This is a genomic window from Saccharophagus degradans 2-40, assembly GCF_000013665.1.
In the GTDB taxonomy this organism is placed as follows: Bacteria; Pseudomonadota; Gammaproteobacteria; order Pseudomonadales; family Cellvibrionaceae; genus Saccharophagus; species Saccharophagus degradans.
This window is the reverse complement of the sequence record NC_007912.1, coordinates 4,072,442-4,092,388: the sequence shown is the minus strand read 5'-3', so window position 1 is coordinate 4,092,388 and position 19,947 is coordinate 4,072,442. Positions and strand designations below refer to the sequence as shown.

Below are 19,947 nucleotides of genomic sequence, written 5' to 3'. Positions count from 1 at the left end.
ATTAAGGCCCAGCTTCGCGCTGGGCTTTTTCGTTTAGGGGAAGGGTTATTACACGATATTCTGTTTGAGTGGCAACGTGATTTTGAATGTTGTTCCCAGCCCTAGCTCACTTTCAATGCTTATTTTTCCTCTGTGATTTTCAACAACTCGTTTTGCAATACTTAGCCCTAGGCCTGTGCCAGGGTACTTGCTTTTGGAGTGAAGGCGTTTAAAGGGGGAGAATATTTCTTCAAAATGCTCTTCTTTCAAGCCAATACCGTTGTCTTGAATAAACAAGTGGCAATATTTCTTATTGGCGTCTAGTTCGTGGCGAATGTTAATTTGAGGTGCGCGCGCGTTGTACTTTATGCCATTGTGAATGATGTTTTTAATAAGGAACAGTATTTGTGACTCTATCCCTTCAATGACGGGTAGGTCATCATGGGATATGCTCGCCGTAGTATTATCTTCTAAAAATTGGGATTTAATTTGCAGTACGAGGTGATTTAAATTTATCGATGTAAACGTAATCTCGCCACTTTCTAGGCTTAGATATTCATACAGGCCATCTATAAGTGATATGAGTGATGTTGCGTTTTTTTGTACCGAATCGAAACACCATTGATTTTCTTCTGTAAGTTCAATTTTGGGTTCTATGTCTGTGCGTAGCATAGAGAGCATGGTGGAAATTTTTCGTATAGGCTCTTTAAAGTCGTGGCATAAACTAAAACAAAAGCGGGCTTGGTCTGCGTTGCGGTTTTCAAGCTCTACAGTTTGTTTTTTACGTTCGATGGAATGGTTGCAAACACGCTGAAGAAAATCTGGGTCTAAATTTTCTTTCGGAATGTAATCTTGTACACCTGTATTAATAAGTAATTTGGCTATACCTTCGTCATCGAGCGAAGTTAATACCACTATTGGGGTGAAGGTTTGTATGTTTTGCAGCGCCGAAACGGTGGTTTCTATAGTGGAGTCAGGCAGTTTTAAGTCGCACAGAAATAAGTCGTAGTTATTATTCTTAAGCTTTTCTAACCCCGGCGAGAGTCTATCTACCCAGTGAATATCTGTGTTTTTAGGGTAGGCAGAATGCAGTGTTTCTTGCACAAGCTCTGCGTGATCTGGGTTGTCTTCAATAAGTAATATTTGCATGCTTTATATGGCCGATATGCTACTTGGGGGAAGACGTGGGTAGCTCTGCCGTGAGCACCCAATATAAATTCAGCTCTCTAATTTTACGTGTGAACTCTTCAAATTGTAGAGGCTTAGTAATGTAGCTGTTGGCCCCTAGGTTATAGCATTCGTCTATGTCTGCATCGGTACTGGATGTACTTACCATTACTACTGGGGTGTTTTTATAGCCATTGAGTTGTCGTATTTGTTGCAGTGTGCCTTTGCCGTCTAGCCTAGGCATTTTTAAATCGAGCAGAATTAAATCGGGTTTACTGTATGTGGCTGCATCGAATGGTGGTTTGGATTGCAGGTAATCTAATACTTGCTCGCCGTTGGTAACATGCTTTATGTCGTTACCAATATTAAATTCTTTTAGCGTTTCTACAATAAGTTCTGCGTGGTCGATATTGTCTTCTGCGAGCAATATTGTAAGGGGTCTAACTTGGGGCATGTTTAGTCCTTATTTTTTTGTTTGGGGAAGACCAATGTAAATGTGCTGCCCTTACCCAATTCCGATTCTAAAACCACTTGGCCAGAGTGTTTTTCCATGACCGTTTTTACAATTGCTAAGCCTACGCCAGTCCCTTCGCCAATATCAAGCCTTTCGAATATTCTAAATATTTGCTCATGGTATTTTGCGTCTATGCCCATGGCGGTGTCTTTAATTATTAGGCTTACACTCTCTGCTTGCTCTGAGGTGCTTATGGTTATAGTGAGGGGGCGCTGTTCATCTTTGTATTGGATAGCGTTGGATAGAAGATTTTGAACGCACTGGGAAATAAGGCGCTCGTTACCCTGAATAATTGCCAGCGGCTTACAAATTTCCACTTTGGCATTTACAGCCTCTATGGGGCCTTCAAGGGTGTTAATAAGTGAATCCAGTAACGCCTCTAGGTCTACTTCAGTTTTGTCTACGCCTTGGCGTATTAGCCGCGAAAGCTGCAGCAAATCACTAAGCAGCGTTTCCATGTGGTCTACGTTGGCTTGAATGCGCTGTAGTTGGTGTTTTTGTTTATCGGTAGCGGTATTTGCAAGACCCGTGGATAGCATTTTAGCAAAGCCTCCAATGGTAACGAGCGGCGATTTTAAATCGTGAGATACCGTATAAATAAACTGCTCCATTTCGTGGTTTTTTTGCTGCAGCTGGCGGTTAGTATGCTCCAGCATTTTTTGTGCGCGTAAACGTTCTTTAATATCCACAATAGATGCCACTACAAAGTTGCCAAGGGGCGTTGTAAGTGGGTTAAGGCCAATTTCAACCGGTACTTCTGAGCCATCTTTGGCGCGGCCTGCTAGGTCGCGACCGGCACCCATTAATCGGGATTTCGGCGCTTTAAAAAAAGCGTCGCGATGTGCAGGGTGACCTGCGCGGTTTGCTTCGGGCACTAAAATATCAATTTTTTGGCCGGTGAGTTCACCGCGCCTATAGCCAAATAAATGGTCTGCTTGCGTATTGGTAAGGGTGATAGTGCCCTTGTCGTCGGTCATAATTAACGCATTGGGCGCTTGTTCAATAATTTTTTCGAGCGTGTGTTGCGCCTGCTTGCGTTCGCTAATGTCTACAATAGAGGCTACTACTAAACGCCCTTGAGGCGTATTTAGCGGGCTTAAGCCAATTTCTACTGGTACTTCACTGCCATCTTTTCGTTGAGCGGTTAGGTCGCGGCCAGCGCCCATGGAGCGAGCTTTGGGGGCTGCTACAAAACTCTCGCGTAACTCTGGGTGAGCAGTGCGAATAGAGTGGGGTACAAGCACTTCTATTTTTTGCCCTAACAGCTCATTGGGGGCGTAGCCAAAAAGTGTATCTGCTTGGGCGTTTGTAACGACTATTTCACCGGTTTCGTTGGTAATAATAAGTGCATTGGGTGCTTGTTCTATTATCATGCGCCAATCTTTCGTTACCGATTCAGCGCGTTTGTTTAAAAAGTAAAGCGCGTAAATAACGTAGAACAAAAGCAGGTTTACGGCTACGCCGCCTACCGCAATAAAAACTGGTTGGTGGCCGTTATCTACTAATTCGTAATAGTTGGGCACGGCACGAAAATAAAGCGTCCATTCGCGCCCCTGTAGGGTAATAGATACTTCTTTGGTTAGGTCGGGAATATTGCGCTCAAGCGGTGCGGATTCACTGCTATAGAGCAGAGATTCTGGCTGCTTGGTCTTCCCGTCGTAAATGTCTAAGTGAATTTGATCATCGTCGGAACCTAAGATGCCCTGCATAAGGTTGCCAGCGCGAAAAGGTGCGTACACCCAGCCTAAAAAAGCCGTGCGTCGCTCTTCTACCGTAGGGGGGATAACTCTAGTGCTATATACGGGAACATAGGTAAGAAAGCCGCGTTGCACATTGTTATCGGTTTCTTGCACGAGAGTAATAATGCCGCTGGTGGCTGCTTCTGCGTTATCGCGTGCGCGGGCCATGGCTTCGCGACGCATAGGGTTAGACCACATGTCGTAGCCAAAGGCGCGTTGATTGCGCCAGTCAAACGGCTCCAAGTAGATTATCGCCGAGTACTCTTCGCGCGGTTCGGTTGGTTTTACCGTGTACTCTGGGAACCCCTGGGCGCGCATTGCCTCAATGTGTGCTTCTAGCTGGCTAGCTTCGATGGGAATGCTATAGCCAATGCCTTGTACGCCAGGCCATTTCGTGTCGAGCTGTAGCGCCTTTACGTAATTGGCGTAGTCGGCACGCGTTACCTCTGTGCTCGCGTTGAAGAGACCGACTCCACCCCAGAGTACTTGCTCGTAGAGGTAAAGCCGTTCTTTTATTGCGTTTTCAGTACGAATTGTTTGGTATTCGAATCTGTCTTTGGCGCGTTCTTTTACCGCAGAGCTAGTAATAATATACGCCACAACGGTTATAGCGAGGGATAAACCAAGCACAACCCACGCCGTAATTGGGCTGTGAAATAATTCTATAAGGCGGATGGCAGAGTTAAGCTTTAGCCCGTTCGCACTCGATTGGGGCTGTTCGTCTGTAGGCATAACACCTCGACCCTGATGTGTTTTTATGTGTGCTTACAGTATAGCGGTTAATTCTGCCTAGTGAATGGAATGGTGGTTTAAAGCCATTGGTTAACAAGCTATTTTGTTGGTTAGCCAAACAAATTGATACGGCTCTAATACTAGGTCTAAATGCAAGTCTGTGTATTCTTGCCCGCTTACTAAGTCTACCCATTTGTTCAAACTAATAAGATTAATTGAAGAAAGGGGGATGGTGACGGTATCGTCAGTAACATTGTAAATGCAAAAAATACTTTGGTCCCTACGAATACTTTGGCGCCAAAAACCAAATAATTGATCGCCAAGGTGCAGCGTAAATTGGGTGGCATTAGGGTGGAATGCCTGCTGGCCTCTTCTTATGCTTATCAAGCGTTTTAATTGCTCAAATACTTTTGCGTGATGGGTGTGTTCGGTGGCGAGCTGAGTTTCTAGCTCGTCGGCATCCCATTTGTAGCGATTAATCGTGCGGTTAGATGCGGTTAACTCTACGCCTTCTTGGTAATTGTTGGTGGCCACTAAGCTGTGAATATAAATGGCGGGAATGCCCTCTAGTGCCAACATAATGCCGTGGGCACATAGAAAGCGTTGTATTTGCCATTTATCGGGCCCTTTGGTTGTGCCTTGCAGGGCATCGAACAGGGTGACGTTTATTTCATAGGCTTTATTTAAGCCGCCCTGTGCCGCACGCCATGAAATGCGCGCGCCAAATGATTGCATGGTGTTAATTAGCGTATCAATTTCTTGATCTTGCAGTAGCCCTTCTGCAGGCCTTAGGCCAATGCCATCGTGAGAGGCGATAAAGTTAAAATAAAATGTGCCCTCCTGTGCGGGTGGCATGCTCATTTGCCAGGCCTTTAAATGCGCGCTGCTACCCGTAATTAATGCATTCAGCAAAAGAGGGGGTAGGGAAAAGTTATACACCGCATGTGCTTCGTTGGCGTTACCAAAGTAAGATAAGTTCTCGTGGTTGGGCACATTGGTTTCGGTAATAATGATTGCTCTGGGGGAGTGGTGCTCAATAAGCGTACGCATTAAACGCACCAGCTCGTGGGTTTTAGGATGGTGAATGCAGGGGGTACCGAGCTCTTTCCAAACAAACGCCACGGCATCCATACGAAATATTTTTACGCCGCGATCCAAATACAATTTAATGATTTGAATCATTTCGCACAGTACGTCGGGGTTGGCAAAGTTAAGGTCTACTTGGTCGTGGCTAAAGGTACACCACACATATTTTTTGCCTTCTAGTGTTTCCACCTCGCGCAACAATGGCGAGGTGCGCGGGCGTACTACATCGGAGGTGTCGGCGCTGGGGTCGCACTCAAAAAAATAATTTTTGCCGGGCTCTTTGCATTGTTTGAAATTGTCGAACCATCGGCTGCGACTAGAGCAGTGGTTTACGACTAGGTCGGCCATTAAATCAAAATTACTGGCTATTTCTTCTATATCGCCCCAGTCGCCCAAGCCATCGTTTACTTGCGTGTAATCAATAACCGAGAATCCGTCATCCGAGCTATAGGGGAAGAACGGCAAAATATGGACACCGTTAACTGTGTCGGCTAGGTGTTTGTTGAAAAAATTATTTAGTGTATCGAGTGGCGGTTCGCCCTCTTTTTTTATGCTGTCGCCGTAGGTAATAACGAGCACGTCTTGTTCGTCCCACAGGCTTTCGTGTACGGCCGGTTTTAAGCACTGCTCGTCTAACTCTACAATTTTAATAAGCTTGCGGGCCAACTGTGCGTGGTCGAGGTCTGGGTACGATTGCTCATCGTAAATAAAGCGCAGATGGGTTTCGACTAAAAAACGTAATTCTTTTTGCAAGGAAATCATAGGCTGCTCGCTTATCTTAAAACGCTTGCCCATCCTTGGGCTTAAGGGTGACCGTATTTAAATGTTGCTGCTGTTTATTGAAAATCTGCCATATCGGCTTCTACCGCTGCATTTATGTCTTCTAAAATGCCGGGTATTGCACTGGTAACGCGGTTCCAGCTGGGAATAAATGGTTTTTCCATTGGGTTGGAAAGAAAGCGCTTGCCGGCTTCTAAAATATTGCGGGCAAATAATTCTACTGCGCGTTCTTCGCTGTGAATATCTAATTTAAGGCCGTTTACTACTGCATCGTTGTAATAGGTTTCTACAAAATCTAACGCTATGCGGAAGTAGGTGGCTTTAATAGAGCGAAATGTTTCTGAGTTAAACACTACGCCGTTGGTGGCAAGCTTGCGGAATAGGGCTTTTGATATGTCGATAGACATTTTGGATAAGCCTTTTTCTGCGTCTTCTGCCGAGAGATCTTGATGCTTGTGATCGTAGGTGTCGGCAATATCTGCTTGGCATATTCTGTTGTTGGCATAGTTGCGATTAAGCTCCGAAAGCACGCCTATTTCTAAGCCCCAATCACTGGGGATGCGAATGTCGGTAATTACATCGGTGCGGAACGAAAACTCCCCCGCAAGTGGGTAGCGGAAGCTGTCGATGTAATCTAAATAATCGTAGTGGCCCAGTGTTTTTTTCAAGGCGCGAATTAATGGCGTAACCAATAAGCGGCTAACGCGGCCGTGAATTTTGCCGTTGGCAACGCGGGCGTAAAAACCTTTGCAAAACTCGTAGTTAAAGCTGGGGTTGGCTACGGGGTAAATAAGGCGCGCGAGTAAGCTGCGATCGTAGGTAACTATATCGCAATCGTGCAGAGCTACCGATTGCGATTGGCCGCTTGCCAATACATAGCCCAAGCAAAACCATACGTTGCGTCCTTTGCCGGCTTCCATAGGGCTTAGGCCTTCGTCTTTTAAGCGTTGGTCGATGGCGCGCAGGCGTGGGCCGTCGTTCCACAGTACTTTAAAATTTTGTTTGAGCGGTTTAAAAAACTCTAATGCGCGGCGGTATTGATCTTCGTCTGCGCGATCTAGGCCAATAACTATTTCTTGTAGGTAATCTACTTTACTTAGTTCGTTAACAATATTGGGCAGTGCATCGCCTTCTAGCTCGGAGAATAGCGAAGGTAAAACGAGGGCCATAGGGCGAGTTTTGGAAAATTTTCGCAGTTCGTCTTCCATGGCCTCTAGTGGGCGCTGTTTTAAATTATGTAATGTTGTAATTATACCGTTCTGGTAAAAATCACCCATGGGTTGCTCCTGCTATTGAAGTTAATATTTATGATCATCAATGTTTAAGGTTTACAGCTAATTGTAGTTTCTGCTTTAAATGTGTATTTGATGTTAAAAAATTAAATCTATAATGGTGTCGTTCCAGCCTTTAGGGCCGTATGCGGTGGTTTTAATGGCGTCGGCGCGAATACAGTTTGGAAAGTCATGCGCCGGTGATTTAATAAGTACTGGTGTGCTGGCAATGTTTAGCATGTCTAAGTCGTTGCCACTGTCGCCAAGGGCTATCATTTGCGTTTGGCCTTCGTATTTCATGCGTTGCATTAAACTTTGCGCGGCTAAGCCCTTATTGGTTTTGCCCAATATATGAATAAACCTGCCGCCGTGTAATATTTTAAAACCCGCACTCAATATGGCTTGTTTAAATGTATCAAAGTTCTCGTCGCTATCTTGCCAAATAAGCGGTTCGCTGTAGGCGCGGTTTTGCGCTAGTTGTGCGCCGGCTTCGCTAAGCCCCGTGTGGTCAATAATGTCTTGCACGCTAAATTCGCTGAAGCTTGTAAATTTAAACCCAGTTTCTGCTCTTAGGCTTTTTAATTTATCTGTAATCACTGCTCTGGCAATGCCCAGTGTTTCACATAGCAAGTTACCTTGCTGCACCATGCCGCGCCGTTCGAAGCGGTCGTCGTTGGCGTGAATAAATATTGCGGAGCCGTTCTCTACAATAAATGGGTCGCACAGCTCTATTTCTTGCTGCAGGGCTATTACTTCTTCGCGGGTTTTACTGGTGTTAATAACAATGGGTATGGCGTGCTCTTTAAGCAAATTAATGGCTGGGCTGGCTTCCGCCCAGCTGTAGGTGTGGTGATCAAGCAAGGTGCCATCTAAATCTGTCGATATAAGGTATTCGACATGGGGCGCTGCTTGTGTGTTTTCCTCGTTATTCATAAATTACCTTTAATTGTTTTTATAGAGCATTTTATAGAGGGTTCAGCTGTTGTGTTGTGAACCGGTAATGCGGTGGTGCTCATCTAAATGTAGTACCCAATCGGCTTGCGCCGGTAAATGTTGTAACCCGTGGCAGGTCAAGCGTTGGTAATGGGCAATAAAACGGCGCAGCTGCGCTTCGGTTTGTATTTTGGCCTGCTGCTCGGGCGGGGCGTTTTTTAATTTGGCGGCCAACTTTTGCTCTTGCAACGAGCGCCATTCAAATACCACATCGAAGCTAGGGGCGGTTATAACCACTAAATAGTCGAGCATGTTAAATAGTTTTGCGTAGTCGCTTGCCAGTTGATTATTTACGTATTGTCGCCAAGTGCCATCTGGGTCTTCTTCCAGCTCTAGCTTGTTCATGGGGTGTATCACTTCGCTGTCGGTTTGTGGGCCTATGCCTATGCACCAACCTTCAAAAATAATTACGTCTACAGGCCCATTTACCTGTGGCCATTGCGCTTGTGGTGCGCGGTCGTCTATGGCTTTGTTAAAACGGGGGATGGCGAGGGTTTCGCCTGACTCGAGTCGGCTGAGGGCGTGCAGTGTGCTAAATGCTAAAGCGAGGTCGTGTGTGCCGGGTACGCCGCGCGTTGCGAGCAATGGGTGAACCTCGCCTGCAAGTTGTTGGCGCGTGGCTGCGGTGTGGTAAAAGTCGTCGATAGACACCACCGCCACATTCAGGTTGTGCTCGTGTTGCAGCAATAGCTGGGTGAAATCCGCCATTGTGCTTTTGCCGCTACCTTGGGTGCCCTGAATGCCAACCAGCAGTGGCGTGCCCTTGGTTTGGTAGCGTTTAGCTATGCTAGCGGCTACAGGGGCGTAGTGATCACTTACTGCGCTAGTAAAGTCTTGCGGTAACGCGTGTTGGCTAATGGCATCGAGAATATATTTTTGCACCATAATGGTTCGCTATTTCAACTCTTGTTAGTCTGTTTTTTAGTCGTACTCACCAGTTTAGTGCATTAGCACATGGTGTGACGGCGCTTGTACAGGTTTACTACTCGAGGTGTTGCAATTTGCGAACCAAGCTGGCGCAGAGTTTTGTTTTAAGCTGCTTTGTATCCACTTAAGTAAATGGTTAAGCAAGTGGAAAGCTGGGCACTAAGCTAAGCCTTAGGGGTGGTGCTTGCAACCCAGTGTAAATTTTCGAAGTTGCTGTACCAGTTGGCTATAGCTGGGTAGTGTTCGCGCCAGTTGCGCTCTGGGTGCCTAAAATCTAAATACCCTAGAGCTGCAATCAGGGCAACGGTGCCAATATGGGGGTGGTCTGCTGTGCCAAGTTGGTTAATACCTAAAATATTTAATGCGGTGCTAATCGAGGCGTCCCAGCGTTCGAGCCAATAAGCTGAGTGTTCGGTAGTGCGGCGCTTCTCCATTACTGTCGCAACTGCTGCTTCGAGTATGCCATTACATAACATGTGCACTTGCTGCACTTGGTAGTAGTCGGCTTGCCCTTTGCGGTACAGGTTTAAGTTTGCGGCTTTGTCGTCTAAATATTCACATATTAAATAACTATCGGTGAGCAGCAGCTCGTCGTGCTTTAGGGCGGGAACTTTGCCCAATGGGTTTATTTCTCGCAAGCTGGCGTCTTCGAATGGGTTGGTGTAAATAATTTGTGTATGTTCACCCAGCCCAGTTAATTGCACCACCATATTGGCTTTGCGTGCAAAAGGGGATGTGGTGCTAGAGTAAATATTTATTGTGCTGCAGTTAGCATGGCTCATGGTTGGCTCCTATCGAACTTTATTTACGTGGTCACACAGTTGGCTAGCGCCTATGGCTAAGCGCGGGCTGTGGCGTTGTAAATAATCGGGTGGAATAAAATACAGGTGGTTGTTTTTAACAGCGCTAAGTTGCGGCCATTCTAACCATTTATCTAGCCAGTCGGGGCGCGAGGTATCCATGCCGCTGGCGAGTATCATATCTGGATTGCGTTGCAGTACGTTTTCTACCCCAATTTGTGGGGCTAGTGAGTCTAAGTCGGCAAAGACATTGCTGGCAGAGCATAGCGCCAGCACTTTATTAAATAAATGGTCGCCGCCCAATGTCATTAGCGGACTGTGCCATATTTCGTAAAACACGGTTACGTTTTTTTTGCTTTTATTTTGTTGGGCAATGTCTGCAAGCTGCTGGCGATAGCTGGCAGCGGCTTTTTCTGCGTTAGCCTGTGTGCCCGCTAATTGGCCCAGCTTGATAATGTTATATGCTATGTCGTCTAGCTCTTTGGGCTCGCTTAAAAATAAGGTAAAGCCCATTGTGCGCAGTTTTTCTAGCAGCGGTTTGGGGTTGCCACTGGCCCAGCCCACAATTAAGTCGGGTTTAAGCAGTGCAATTTGCTCAAAATCAAATTGGTGATACGAGCCAACGTTTTGAATGGTTTGTGCTCGCTCTGGGTAGTTGCTGTAACTTACAACGCCCACCACTTGTTCGCCGGCACCGGCGGCAAACAGTAATTCGGTTGTGTGGGGCGCTAAGCTAATAATACGTTGTGCAGGGCCTGCCAGCGCTATACGGCTACCCGCATCGTCGACAACAGAGTACCGTGTTGAAGTATGTACTTGCGCAGCTTGAGCTGTTGCATATAGGGCTATCTGCAGTAGGCACACTAGGCAAGTAGCAAGCCCAAGCCTTCTAGGGCGTGTATTGTGTTTCATGTTATTCATTTTTTAGTGAGTGCTCTAAGCCTGCTATGCAGTATGTTACGCGGTTGGACTGTTGAGCAATTTGTTGATGTAGCCAGCCCGCTTCATCCACAAATTGACGGCTAAGTGGGTCGGCGGGAATGACCCCAAGGCCGGTTTCATTGCTGACTAAAATAATATTGCCCTGTGGTTGTGAGAGCACACTTAAAAGCGCATTTTTTTGCTGCGTTAGCAAACTGGTGTTGGCGTTGCACAATAGGTTTGTAAGCCACAGGGTAAGGCAGTCTACTAATATTACCGTGTTAGGTTTATCGTGCTGGGCTATTGTATCGGCTAAATAGATGGGCTGCTCTACAACTTGCCACTCTGTTGGCCGGTTTTGTTTATGGTGCTGTATTCGCGCAGCCATTTCACTATCGCCAGCCGTTGCGGTTGCAATATAAATAATATTGCTGCCGTTTGTGAGGGAGGCTGCTCGCTTTTGGGCCAGCGAACTTTTGCCCGAACGCGCGCCGCCTAGTATTAATTCACAATGGGCCATAATTCAGTTTTGAACACAGGTATGTAGATGGGCGTGCAGTATAGCCCATAGCGAATGAATTTAATGTGGTTGTGGCCAAAGTTAAGATTGGCGAAAGGCCGCCGCCAGAACAACACAAGGACAACAAAAAGCACCTGTGTCGCTGCAGCGGGTGTATGACGGTATACTTGCCGCCAATTTGGGCGCTAAGCCTATTAACCCGCCAAGCGGGCGAATGTAATGTGGTTGAAAATATGGCTAAGCCTATCCCGTTAATTATTTTTCTTGCTGCGCTGGCAGTGCTGGCCATGGTGCTGGCACTAAGCATTGGCAGTGCGCAACTTAGTTTTACGCAAACGCTTAGCGCGCTGGTTAACCCCGGTGAAAGTTTACACGGCAACATTGTGTGGCAATTGCGCTTGCCCCGCGCTAGTAGTGCATTTGTGGTGGGCGGTTTGTTGGCGGCTAGTGGTGTGCTTATGCAGGTATTGCTGCGCAACCCGCTGGCAGACCCTTATATTCTTGGGGTATCTGGCGGTGCTGCGGTATTTGCACTGTTGGCCATTATGCTTGGGGCGGGGGCGTTTTTTATTTCTGCGGGCGCTTTTTTTGGGGCTGTGCTGTCTATGCTGCTGGTGTTTGCTTTAGCCCATGGGGTGGGGGGCTGGAACACCTTGCGATTACTGCTAACGGGTGTGGTTATCGCTGCAGGCTGGGGAGCAGTCATTAGTTTTATGCTGGCTATAAGCTTAAATACCCGTGTACATGGCATGTTGTTTTGGATGATGGGAGATTTGTCCCATGCGGATATTCCGCTATGGGGGGGCGCAGTATTGGTGTTTGGTTTGTGTGTCGCCCTTATGGTTGGGCGCTCGCTCAATTTACTGGCTCGCGGTGATAAGCAGGCGCAATCTCTTGGTGTGAATGTTGGGCGCTTGCGTATTTTGCTTTACTTTTTATCTTCTCTGCTAAGTGCCACAGCGGTTACGGTCGCTGGTAGTATTGGTTTTATTGGCCTATTGGCGCCGCACCTTATTAGGTTGTGCGGCGTTGTGGATCACCGCTTCCTGTTGCTGGCATCGGTTTTGTTTGGTGGCACCTTGCTGGTATTGGCCGATACTTTGGCGCGCACATTGATTGCGCCCGAGCAGTTGCCGGTGGGGGTGGTTACCGCATTGCTAGGCGTGCCATTGTATTTGTTTATTTTAAATCGCGGCATGGCCGGTGGAGCCGAGCGATGAGTATTCAATTACAGTGGCTCGATTTGGCCGTGGGCGGTAAGCAAGTATGCCGCGGGTTAGATTTAGATTTTAGTCAGGGCAAAGTGTGGGGCGTGCTCGGTCAAAATGGCATTGGCAAAACCACGTTACTTCATACCTTGGCTGGGTTGCGTAAGCCCGATGCTGGCAATGTACTGGTAGATGGCATTGATGTGTCGCTATGGTCGCGCAAACGTTTAGCGCAAAAACTGGGTATATTACTGCAAGAAGTGAGCGATCCTTTTCCGTCCACGGTTTTAGATACCGCCCTTATTGGCCGCCACCCCTATTTGGCGCCGTGGCAATTTGAATCTAGCCACGACGAAAAAATTGCGCTCGATGCGCTTGCTCAAGTAGATTTGCTGCCGCTAGTTAAGCGTGATGTAAATACTCTTTCAGGCGGCGAGCGACAGCGCTTGGCGCTGGCTACATTGCTGGTGCAAAACCCCGACATATACGTGTTAGATGAACCGAGCAATCACCTCGATTTACACTATCAAATTGCACTGCTCGATATTATTTGTGCGCAAACACACAGTGAGCAGGGCCGCGTAATAATGACCCTGCACGATATTAATCTCGCTGTACGCTATTGCGATCATTTGATCTTTGTTATGGGCGAGGGCGAAGTGGTGGCGGGGCCTGCGGAAGAGTTACTAAACGATAAGTACCTGCACCGTCTTTTCAAGCACTGCTTAGTGGAGTTACGCAACGGCGATTATCGCGCGTTTTTACCTGGCTAAGGGGGTTTACCTGTAGATTGAACTTTGTGCCTTGCACACGCCGTTTGGTGATAAATAGCTCTATTATTTTTGCGAGAGCCTAAATAATTCACTCGCTTAGCTATCTTCGTGACGATTGTCAGCAGCGTGAACGCGCGCCGCACACTTATATTAAACACATTGGCTGGGGTTAATCGAATACCTTCCCGCGCATGGCTTTAATTTTGCCGCGTTGAGTTTTGCCATCCATTCTGCGCGTTTTAGAGGCCTTGGTAGGCTTGGTGGGTTTGCGCGCTTTTTGAAAGGTAGTGGCCTGCAGCACGAGTTCTTTTAAGCGTGCCAGTGCGTCTTCGCGGTTTTTCTCTTGGGTGCGAAATTGCTGGGCTTTAATAATTAGCACCCCTTCTTTACTTATTCGCGAGTCTTTAAGCCCTAGTAAACGCTCTTTATAAAACTCTGGCAGCGACGAAGCGCGAATATCAAAGCGCAGGTGAATAGCCGAGGAAACTTTGTTTACGTTTTGGCCGCCTGCCCCTTGTGCACGAATGGCGCTAAGCTCTATTTCATCGGCGGGAATAGTAATGTTGGAAGAGATAATAACCACGGGCTAACAACACAATATATCGGGAATGAAGCGACAGGATACATCGAAAGGCCTATAGCTTCGAGGGAAGCACAAAATATTGCGTTAAATTTGATCAATTATTGGCCATTGTGGCTGCAATCCTGTATCCTGCGCGCCCTTTAGTTGATGCAGACCCCAATATGAAATTTGCCGAACTTGGCCTTTGTCCCGCCATTCAGAAAGCCGTACTCGAACAAGGCTACGAAACCCCTACCCCAATTCAAGCGCAAGCCATTCCCCCTGTATTAGAAGGGCGCGATGTGATGGCCGCTGCGCAAACCGGTACGGGTAAGACGGCGGGGTTTACATTGCCCATTTTAGAAATACTGGCAGAAGGCATAGAAAACGGCCGTAAAGTAAAGCCGAATCAGGCACGTGCGTTAGTACTTACTCCTACGCGAGAGCTTGCAGCACAGGTAGGTGAAAACGTTGCCCTATACGGCAAGTACTTGCCTATTAAATCTACCATCGTATTTGGCGGCGTGAAAATTAACCCGCAAATGATGAAATTGCGCGGCGGTGTCGACATTTTAGTGGCCACGCCAGGCCGTTTGATGGACCTATACAATCAGCGTGCAGTGAAGTTTGATCAGCTAGAAATGCTGGTGTTGGACGAAGCCGATCGCATGCTCGATATGGGCTTTATTCACGATATTCGCAAAATTATGGCTATTTTACCGAAGAAACGTCAAAACCTGATGTTTTCGGCGACGTTCTCGCAAGATATTCGCGAATTAGCTAAAAGTATTGTGAATAACCCAGTAGAAATTACTGTGAACCCGCCCAACAGCACCGCAACCCGCGTAAAACAGTGGATTTGCCCCGTTGATAAAAAAGAAAAGCCCGCTTTGCTTACCCATTTGATTAAAACCAATAAGTGGCAGCAAGTGTTGGTGTTCTCTCGCACCAAGCATGGCGCAAATAAATTAGTTAAACAATTGGAAGGCAGTGGCCTGCGAGCAGCGGCGATTCACGGCAACAAAAGCCAAGGCGCACGCACTAAAGCGTTAGCCGAGTTTAAAAATGGCACGGTAAAAATTCTTGTAGCCACCGATATTGCCGCTCGCGGTTTGGATATTGATCAACTACCGCAAGTGGTGAACTTCGACTTACCTCAGGTTGCTGAAGATTACGTGCATCGAATTGGCCGCACAGGCCGTGCTGGCGCAGAGGGCAATGCCGTTTCGCTAGTGAGTGCCGACGAATTTCAAATGTTAAAAGAGATTGAGCGTTTAACTAAAACGTTGCTCACTCGCGAAGTTATTCAAGGCTTTGAGCCAGACCACAATTTACCTGAGTCTCGATTAGATACCCGCCCCATTCGCCCCAATAAGCCGAAACGGCCCAAGCCAGCAGGTGGTGCTTCGAACCGCAGTGGCGGTGGTAACAGTGGCGGTGGCAATAATCGCGCTAAGCCGCGTGGCGATGACAGCAAAGCGGCCAATGCCGATACCCCGTGGGCAGGCAAAGCAAAGCCGCGCAAGCCTCGCCCTGCAGGTGCTAAACCCGCTACACAAGGTAAGCCTGCCGGCGCGCGCAATGGCAATACAGGCCCAAAAGGTAAGGGTGGGCCAGCCGGTGGGGGTGCCAGACGACCAACTAATAAGCCTAGCGGTGCACAAGGGGCTGCTAGAAGTTAGCTGTCGTTTGATGGCTATCGATTGATTGCTATTGTTTGGTAAATATATTTTTTGAAAATCGTTTGTTTAATATAGCAGCATAGAAATTTGGTTCTATGCTGCTACTTCTGTATCTACTTCGCTGTATCCCCACTTCTGTTCAATATTATTTCGGTTAATCGCTAAGCTTATATAGTTGTTTAAACTCGTGCTTAAACTGTTCATTTAATTCGTCTTCTAGGGCGTTATTATCCAAATAAAAAATCGTATCTTCACGCGTTGGCAGCGCTTTTTTTGCATGTGCAAAATGGTTGTCGAACAGTAGTTGATTTTGCTGCTTATGCTCCTCGCTAAAGTAGCGCTTTAACGCGTAAGCAACAAGTTTGTCTGTGTGGGTGCTTATTTTATTTGAGCGAATATAAACAGGAATGGGGTAATAAATATATAGGTTGGGTACTACGCTGTAGGTGTTTCCGCTTTTGTTTATTTGTGCGAGTACGCCATCAATTTCTAAAATGCTTAGCGGTACATAGTCGAAGCGATTAAGTAGCAGCATTGGAAACAAATACTCGTAACTTTTAGCGTTAACTACTTCAATGCTGTGGGCTTTGTAAATTTCCGCATCTGGCCAGCCGGCGCCTTGCCCAGGTTTTAGCGCGCGAAATTCTTCGAATGACATTGAGTTGCTGAAATCGGCAAGTTTGCTGGTGGGGACTATTATTTGTCGTAACCCCAGTAACCTGTTTAGGTATGGGTAATAATAAAGGTTGCTGTTTTCTATGTTGTTGTACATCGATTCCCAGCGTGTGGCAAAGCCCAGTGGCAGCTCTCCTGTTTCGGAAAGTAGTACTGCACGTTTGGTGCTTATTTCTAAGCTAATAGGTGCTAATTCATGGGGGCCAAACTGGGGTTCCGCTAACACTAAAAGCTCTTCAAATAAGGCTATGTAATAGTTTTTAAGGTTGGGGCTCCAGCCACTTACATTTAACTTTACAACGGGGGTTGAAGGTGTGGCGGTGGTTTGTGAATGGCTATAGTTGCATAGAAGCCCGAAAAGCAGCGCTAGCCATAGTCTATTTTTAATTTTCATATTAAAGACCAATTACAGGCTGAAACATAGGGGTGCCACTAGGTGTATTTTCATGGGGAAATTATTAAGTATATTTAAGTATATTTAAGTATATGCTACATGTTGGGTTTTTGTGGCGTATGAGCTTGCTGGTTGGTTTTAAGAAATCAACAGTTTAGTGCTATAAAGCATAAAAGTGTTTGCGCTCTATTGTGGTGGTGGCGTTAAGCTTGGTAACCATTGTTGGAGCATCTTAATAAATACTTCTTCATCTAACGGTTTGGTTAGGTAATCGTCCATGCCTGGGCCATCATCGGCGGATATTATTCCTCGAATGGCAATTAGTGCCTGGCCGGGGGCAAATTCAGCGTAGCTTACACTGGGCACTTGTAAGGCTATATTGTGGTTATCGTGAATGTCTTGTTGGCGAATATTGTCGCTGGTAAGCACCGAGGTGGAAATTGATACATCTTGCGCATTTTCGGCGCGGTATTGCGCAGTTACGGTAACCGTTTCTAGCTGCGGTACTTGCTCCGCTTGGGCTTGCAGCGCTATCACTATGGCAGCAGTTAGTAGAAGGGGTGAATACTTGGGGCTCATTGGAGCAATACCTTGCTTAAAGTGTCTCCATTAAGTGTAGACAATAAAGCAAGGTATGCAGGGGGGGCTAGTTTACTGTTTGGGAGGGTTATCGCGCAGCTCTTTTACCCAGTAAATTGTGCCGCCAGTAACGGCTGCGGGCATAGCAAAAATGTTGAGAATGGGCACCACACTGCAGCCCATAACAATGCCGCCAAAACCTAGGCTGGAGTATTTCTTTTGCCACAGGCGTTGGCGTAGCTCTTTAAAGTCCAGTCGGTTGTTATCGGCTGCGTAATCGCCGTATTGAATTGCCATTGACCATGCACTCCACAATAAACCAATAAACGGTGCGATAAGGTTGATAAGTGGAATGGTGCTAAGTAGTAATACAATAAGCATAATGACAAAGCCGCGGGATAAAAAGTACCACAACTTTGAAATTTCGCGGCCTATTACACGGGGTATCATTTGCGCGAGGGGTTCACCTTCGCCTTTTTTGCCCGTAATAAGCATCTCGGTTTTTTCGGCAAGCAAGCCGTAAAAAGGCGCTGCAATAATATTGGTAATAACGTTAAAGCTGTAGCCATATACCATTAATAGTATTACGCCTAGAACAATAAGGCCAAACCAAGCCAGCGCTTTTAGCACCCACACGATGATGGAGGTAAACCACCCCATATCCACTTCGATGCTGCCAGTAATGATTTCTGCCCAGTAATTAAAGTAACCGATAAAAACAGTGGTAAGCGCAACAAATAGGATGCAGTTCACCAGCAGGGGGATCAATATGTATACGCGCAACTGCGGGTGCCACAACAGGTTGATGCCCTGTACAAAGTACTGGGCACCGGTGGTGAGCGTGTTGGGTGGGTTATCGTATATGTTGCGGTGTGGCACTAGTACTTGGCTCCAGCGCTTTTGAGTATATCGATATAATCAGCGGCTAATTTGTGCTCGCTAATAACTTGTAAAAAAGTTTGGCCAGCAGGATTTTTTGCATTTAAGTCGCGACCTTCTTCTTTAAAGAAGTTAACAAAGGTTTCGAAGTTTTCTGCTTTCATGCCGCGATAGGCTTTTTCCAGAATGTCGTAATCTTGGTTAACGTCTGGGCGAGCGGGTACATTTAAAAAGCTTCTTACACGTGCTTCGTCAAATACTTCGCCCAATACTTTTTGTTTATCTTTTTTTAGTGCCATGGTAAATCTTCTCGTTAAAAATTAGCTGTCGAGTTTGCTCAACAAAATTTGGTTTAGTTGCTGTGGGTTGGCTTGGCCTTTAGAGGCTTTCATAATTTGCCCCACAAAGAAGCCCAACATTTTTTTGCGTTTGTCTGGCTCGGCCGCGCGGTAGGCGTCTACTTGCTGCTGGTTGGCTGCCATCACATCGTCAACCATTTTTTCTAGTGCGCCACTGTCAGATACCTGCTTCAAGCCTTTGGCTTCAATCACTGTATCTGCATCCCCTTCGCCTTGCCACATGGCTTCGAATACCTGTTTGGCTATTTTGTTGGAGATGGTTTGATCTTTAATGCGTGCAATTAAGCCTGCTAGCTGCTCGGCGTTAACTGGGCTGTTTTGTATGGCGAGCTCTTCGTTGTTTAAACGTGCCGCAAGCTCACCAGCTACCCAGTTTGCACTTAACTTGGCGTCGTCACAGGCTTTGGCGCAGACTTCAAAATAGTGAGCGGTGTTGGCGTCGGAACCAAGCAGGCCCGCGTCGTAATCGGATAGGCCGTACTGCTCAATAAAGCGCGCTTTGCGTGCGTCCGGTAGCTCTGGCAATTTATCGCGCAAGCTTTGAATGTATTCGTCAGTAATTTCTACCGGTAGTAAATCTGGGCAGGGGAAATAGCGGTAGTCGTTGGCTTCTTCTTTGCTGCGCATTGGGCGGGCGGTATGGGTGTCGCCATTGTACAGGCGCGTTTCTTGGGTAATTTTACCGCCGTCTTCCAGCACTTCTATTTGACGTTGCACTTCTTGATCAATGCAGCGCTCCATAAAGCGGAAGGAGTTTAGGTTTTTGGTTTCGGTGCGCGTACCAAGCTCTTGGCCTTTTAAGCGCACAGAAATGTTCACGTCGAAGCGCATAGACCCCTGCGACATGTCGCCGTCGCCTATTCCCAGTGACGTGACAATGGCGTGCAATTTGCGCGCGAAAGCAACAGCTTCGGCTTTGTTGCTAATGTCGGGTTCGGTCACTACCTCGATGAGTGGCGTGCCTGCGCGGTTGAGGTCGATACCTGTCATATCGTGGAAATCTTCGTGCAAAGATTTGCCCGCATCTTCTTCGAGGTGCGCGTGGTGGATGCGGATACGCTTTGTGCTGCCGTCATCCAGTTCAATATCGATATAGCCCGCACCAACAATGGGTTGCTCTAACTGCGTCGTTTGGTAGCCCTTGGGTGAGTCGGGGTAAAAATAGTTTTTGCGTTCAAACACAGAGCGCTTGCCAATTTCTGCGTTAACCGCCAAGCCAAACATAATGGCGTATTCAAATGCTTTGGCGTTGGGGGAGGGCAAGGTGCCCGGCATGGCTAGGTCAATGGCGCAGGCCTGTGTATTTGGCTCGGCACCAAAAGCGGTGCTGGCGCCAGAAAAGATTTTTGTTTTGGTGGCGAGCTGAACGTGTACTTCAAGCCCGATAACGGTTTCCCATTCCATGTT

The 19,947-nt window shown here is 47.0% G+C and carries 19 protein-coding genes; 3 read left to right on the top strand and 16 right to left on the bottom strand.

Annotated elements, in window-relative coordinates:
* Window positions 1-48: 48 nt before the first annotated feature.
* The 10 genes from SDE_RS16815 to cobU all read right to left on the bottom strand — a co-directional run bounded on the left by SDE_RS16815 (window position 49) and on the right by cobU (window position 11,429).
* The gene (locus SDE_RS16815) at window positions 49-1,128 is read right to left on the bottom strand and encodes a hybrid sensor histidine kinase/response regulator (RefSeq protein ID WP_011469686.1); all 1,080 of its coding nucleotides are present in this window, start codon (window positions 1,126-1,128) and stop codon (window positions 49-51) included.
* 19 nt (window positions 1,129-1,147) lie between these two features.
* Entirely contained in the window at window positions 1,148-1,600 is a 453-nt protein-coding gene (locus tag SDE_RS16810) for a response regulator (protein ID WP_011469685.1), read from the bottom strand.
* Between the two features lie 2 nt (window positions 1,601-1,602).
* Window positions 1,603-4,131, bottom strand: coding sequence for a CHASE domain-containing protein (locus tag SDE_RS21540; protein WP_011469684.1), 2,529 nt, complete (start codon window positions 4,129-4,131; stop codon window positions 1,603-1,605).
* A gap of 90 nt (window positions 4,132-4,221) precedes the next feature.
* Entirely contained in the window at window positions 4,222-5,979 is a 1,758-nt protein-coding gene (locus SDE_RS16800) for an alpha-amylase family glycosyl hydrolase (RefSeq protein WP_041325931.1), read from the bottom strand.
* 74 nt (window positions 5,980-6,053) lie between these two features.
* The gene (locus SDE_RS16795) at window positions 6,054-7,274 is read right to left on the bottom strand and encodes a glycosyl transferase (RefSeq protein WP_011469682.1); all 1,221 of its coding nucleotides are present in this window, start codon (window positions 7,272-7,274) and stop codon (window positions 6,054-6,056) included.
* 93 nt (window positions 7,275-7,367) lie between these two features.
* The gene (locus tag SDE_RS16790) at window positions 7,368-8,201 is read right to left on the bottom strand and encodes an HAD-IIB family hydrolase (RefSeq protein WP_011469681.1); all 834 of its coding nucleotides are present in this window, start codon (window positions 8,199-8,201) and stop codon (window positions 7,368-7,370) included.
* Window positions 8,202-8,243: 42 nt separating this feature from the next.
* A complete protein-coding gene (locus SDE_RS16785; protein WP_011469680.1) occupies window positions 8,244-9,146 on the bottom strand; it encodes a phosphoribulokinase in 903 nt (300 codons plus the stop codon).
* Between the two features lie 206 nt (window positions 9,147-9,352).
* Window positions 9,353-9,970 carry a glutathione S-transferase family protein gene (locus SDE_RS16780; RefSeq protein ID WP_011469679.1) on the bottom strand — a complete coding sequence of 206 codons (618 nt, stop codon included), beginning with the start codon at window positions 9,968-9,970 and terminating at the stop codon, window positions 9,353-9,355.
* A 9-nt stretch (window positions 9,971-9,979) separates the two neighbouring features.
* Window positions 9,980-10,909 carry a cobalamin-binding protein gene (locus tag SDE_RS16775; protein ID WP_011469678.1) on the bottom strand — a complete coding sequence of 310 codons (930 nt, stop codon included), beginning with the start codon at window positions 10,907-10,909 and terminating at the stop codon, window positions 9,980-9,982.
* Complete coding sequence (gene cobU / locus SDE_RS16770; RefSeq protein WP_011469677.1) at window positions 10,902-11,429, bottom strand: bifunctional adenosylcobinamide kinase/adenosylcobinamide-phosphate guanylyltransferase; 528 nt, start codon at window positions 11,427-11,429, stop codon at window positions 10,902-10,904. Before cobU ends, SDE_RS16775 begins: the two co-directional genes overlap by 8 nt.
* 155 nt (window positions 11,430-11,584) lie before the next feature.
* Between cobU and SDE_RS16765 the strand changes: the two genes are divergently transcribed.
* On the top strand, window positions 11,585-12,649 hold the full coding sequence (locus SDE_RS16765; protein WP_011469676.1) for a FecCD family ABC transporter permease: 1,065 nt from the start codon (window positions 11,585-11,587) through the stop codon (window positions 12,647-12,649).
* On the top strand, window positions 12,646-13,410 hold the full coding sequence (locus SDE_RS16760) for an ABC transporter ATP-binding protein (RefSeq protein ID WP_011469675.1): 765 nt from the start codon (window positions 12,646-12,648) through the stop codon (window positions 13,408-13,410). The genes SDE_RS16765 and SDE_RS16760 overlap by 4 nt, the downstream gene beginning before the upstream one ends.
* 169 nt (window positions 13,411-13,579) lie before the next feature.
* On the opposite strand, the gene arfB is transcribed toward SDE_RS16760, so the two are convergent.
* A complete protein-coding gene (gene arfB / locus SDE_RS16755) occupies window positions 13,580-13,993 on the bottom strand; it encodes an alternative ribosome rescue aminoacyl-tRNA hydrolase ArfB (protein WP_011469674.1) in 414 nt (137 codons plus the stop codon).
* Window positions 13,994-14,154: 161 nt separating this feature from the next.
* Between arfB and SDE_RS16750 the strand changes: the two genes are divergently transcribed.
* Window positions 14,155-15,654, top strand: coding sequence for a DEAD/DEAH box helicase (locus SDE_RS16750; protein WP_049762809.1), 1,500 nt, complete (start codon window positions 14,155-14,157; stop codon window positions 15,652-15,654).
* Between the two features lie 154 nt (window positions 15,655-15,808).
* On the opposite strand, the gene SDE_RS16745 is transcribed toward SDE_RS16750, so the two are convergent.
* The 5 genes from SDE_RS16745 to gatB all read right to left on the bottom strand — a co-directional run bounded on the left by SDE_RS16745 (window position 15,809) and on the right by gatB (window position 19,944).
* Window positions 15,809-16,723 carry a hypothetical protein gene (locus SDE_RS16745; RefSeq protein WP_011469672.1) on the bottom strand — a complete coding sequence of 305 codons (915 nt, stop codon included), beginning with the start codon at window positions 16,721-16,723 and terminating at the stop codon, window positions 15,809-15,811.
* Window positions 16,724-16,909: 186 nt separating this feature from the next.
* On the bottom strand, window positions 16,910-17,302 hold the full coding sequence (locus SDE_RS16740) for a hypothetical protein (protein WP_011469671.1): 393 nt from the start codon (window positions 17,300-17,302) through the stop codon (window positions 16,910-16,912).
* Window positions 17,303-17,374: 72 nt separating this feature from the next.
* A complete protein-coding gene (gene cysZ / locus SDE_RS16735) occupies window positions 17,375-18,181 on the bottom strand; it encodes a sulfate transporter CysZ (RefSeq protein ID WP_011469670.1) in 807 nt (268 codons plus the stop codon).
* Window positions 18,181-18,480, bottom strand: a complete 300-nt coding sequence (locus SDE_RS16730; RefSeq protein WP_011469669.1) for a PA4642 family protein — start codon at window positions 18,478-18,480, stop codon at window positions 18,181-18,183. The genes cysZ and SDE_RS16730 overlap by 1 nt, the downstream gene beginning before the upstream one ends.
* Window positions 18,481-18,501: 21 nt before the next feature.
* Window positions 18,502-19,944 carry an Asp-tRNA(Asn)/Glu-tRNA(Gln) amidotransferase subunit GatB gene (gene gatB, locus SDE_RS16725; protein ID WP_011469668.1) on the bottom strand — a complete coding sequence of 481 codons (1,443 nt, stop codon included), beginning with the start codon at window positions 19,942-19,944 and terminating at the stop codon, window positions 18,502-18,504.
* Window positions 19,945-19,947: the final 3 nt, after the last annotated feature.

Excerpts from the sequence above, each read along its gene's own strand:
- SDE_RS16815 (WP_011469686.1), bottom strand. The coding sequence starts at position 1,128 with ATGCAAATATTACTTATTGAAGACAACCCAGATCACGCAGAGCTTGTG.
- SDE_RS16810 (WP_011469685.1), bottom strand. The coding sequence starts at position 1,600 with ATGCCCCAAGTTAGACCCCTTACAATATTGCTCGCAGAAGACAATATC.
- SDE_RS21540 (WP_011469684.1), bottom strand. The coding sequence starts at position 4,131 with ATGCCTACAGACGAACAGCCCCAATCGAGTGCGAACGGGCTAAAGCTT.
- SDE_RS16800 (WP_041325931.1), bottom strand. The coding sequence starts at position 5,979 with ATGATTTCCTTGCAAAAAGAATTACGTTTTTTAGTCGAAACCCATCTG.
- SDE_RS16795 (WP_011469682.1), bottom strand. The coding sequence starts at position 7,274 with ATGGGTGATTTTTACCAGAACGGTATAATTACAACATTACATAATTTA.
- SDE_RS16790 (WP_011469681.1), bottom strand. The coding sequence starts at position 8,201 with ATGAATAACGAGGAAAACACACAAGCAGCGCCCCATGTCGAATACCTT.
- SDE_RS16785 (WP_011469680.1), bottom strand. The coding sequence starts at position 9,146 with ATGGTGCAAAAATATATTCTCGATGCCATTAGCCAACACGCGTTACCG.
- SDE_RS16780 (WP_011469679.1), bottom strand. The coding sequence starts at position 9,970 with ATGAGCCATGCTAACTGCAGCACAATAAATATTTACTCTAGCACCACA.
- SDE_RS16775 (WP_011469678.1), bottom strand. The coding sequence starts at position 10,909 with ATGAATAACATGAAACACAATACACGCCCTAGAAGGCTTGGGCTTGCT.
- cobU (WP_011469677.1), bottom strand. The coding sequence starts at position 11,429 with ATGGCCCATTGTGAATTAATACTAGGCGGCGCGCGTTCGGGCAAAAGT.
- SDE_RS16765 (WP_011469676.1), top strand. The coding sequence starts at position 11,585 with ATGACGGTATACTTGCCGCCAATTTGGGCGCTAAGCCTATTAACCCGC.
- SDE_RS16760 (WP_011469675.1), top strand. The coding sequence starts at position 12,646 with ATGAGTATTCAATTACAGTGGCTCGATTTGGCCGTGGGCGGTAAGCAA.
- SDE_RS16750 (WP_049762809.1), top strand. The coding sequence starts at position 14,155 with ATGAAATTTGCCGAACTTGGCCTTTGTCCCGCCATTCAGAAAGCCGTA.
- SDE_RS16745 (WP_011469672.1), bottom strand. The coding sequence starts at position 16,723 with ATGAAAATTAAAAATAGACTATGGCTAGCGCTGCTTTTCGGGCTTCTA.
- SDE_RS16740 (WP_011469671.1), bottom strand. The coding sequence starts at position 17,302 with ATGAGCCCCAAGTATTCACCCCTTCTACTAACTGCTGCCATAGTGATA.
- SDE_RS16730 (WP_011469669.1), bottom strand. The coding sequence starts at position 18,480 with ATGGCACTAAAAAAAGATAAACAAAAAGTATTGGGCGAAGTATTTGAC.
- gatB (WP_011469668.1), bottom strand. The coding sequence starts at position 19,944 with ATGGAATGGGAAACCGTTATCGGGCTTGAAGTACACGTTCAGCTCGCC.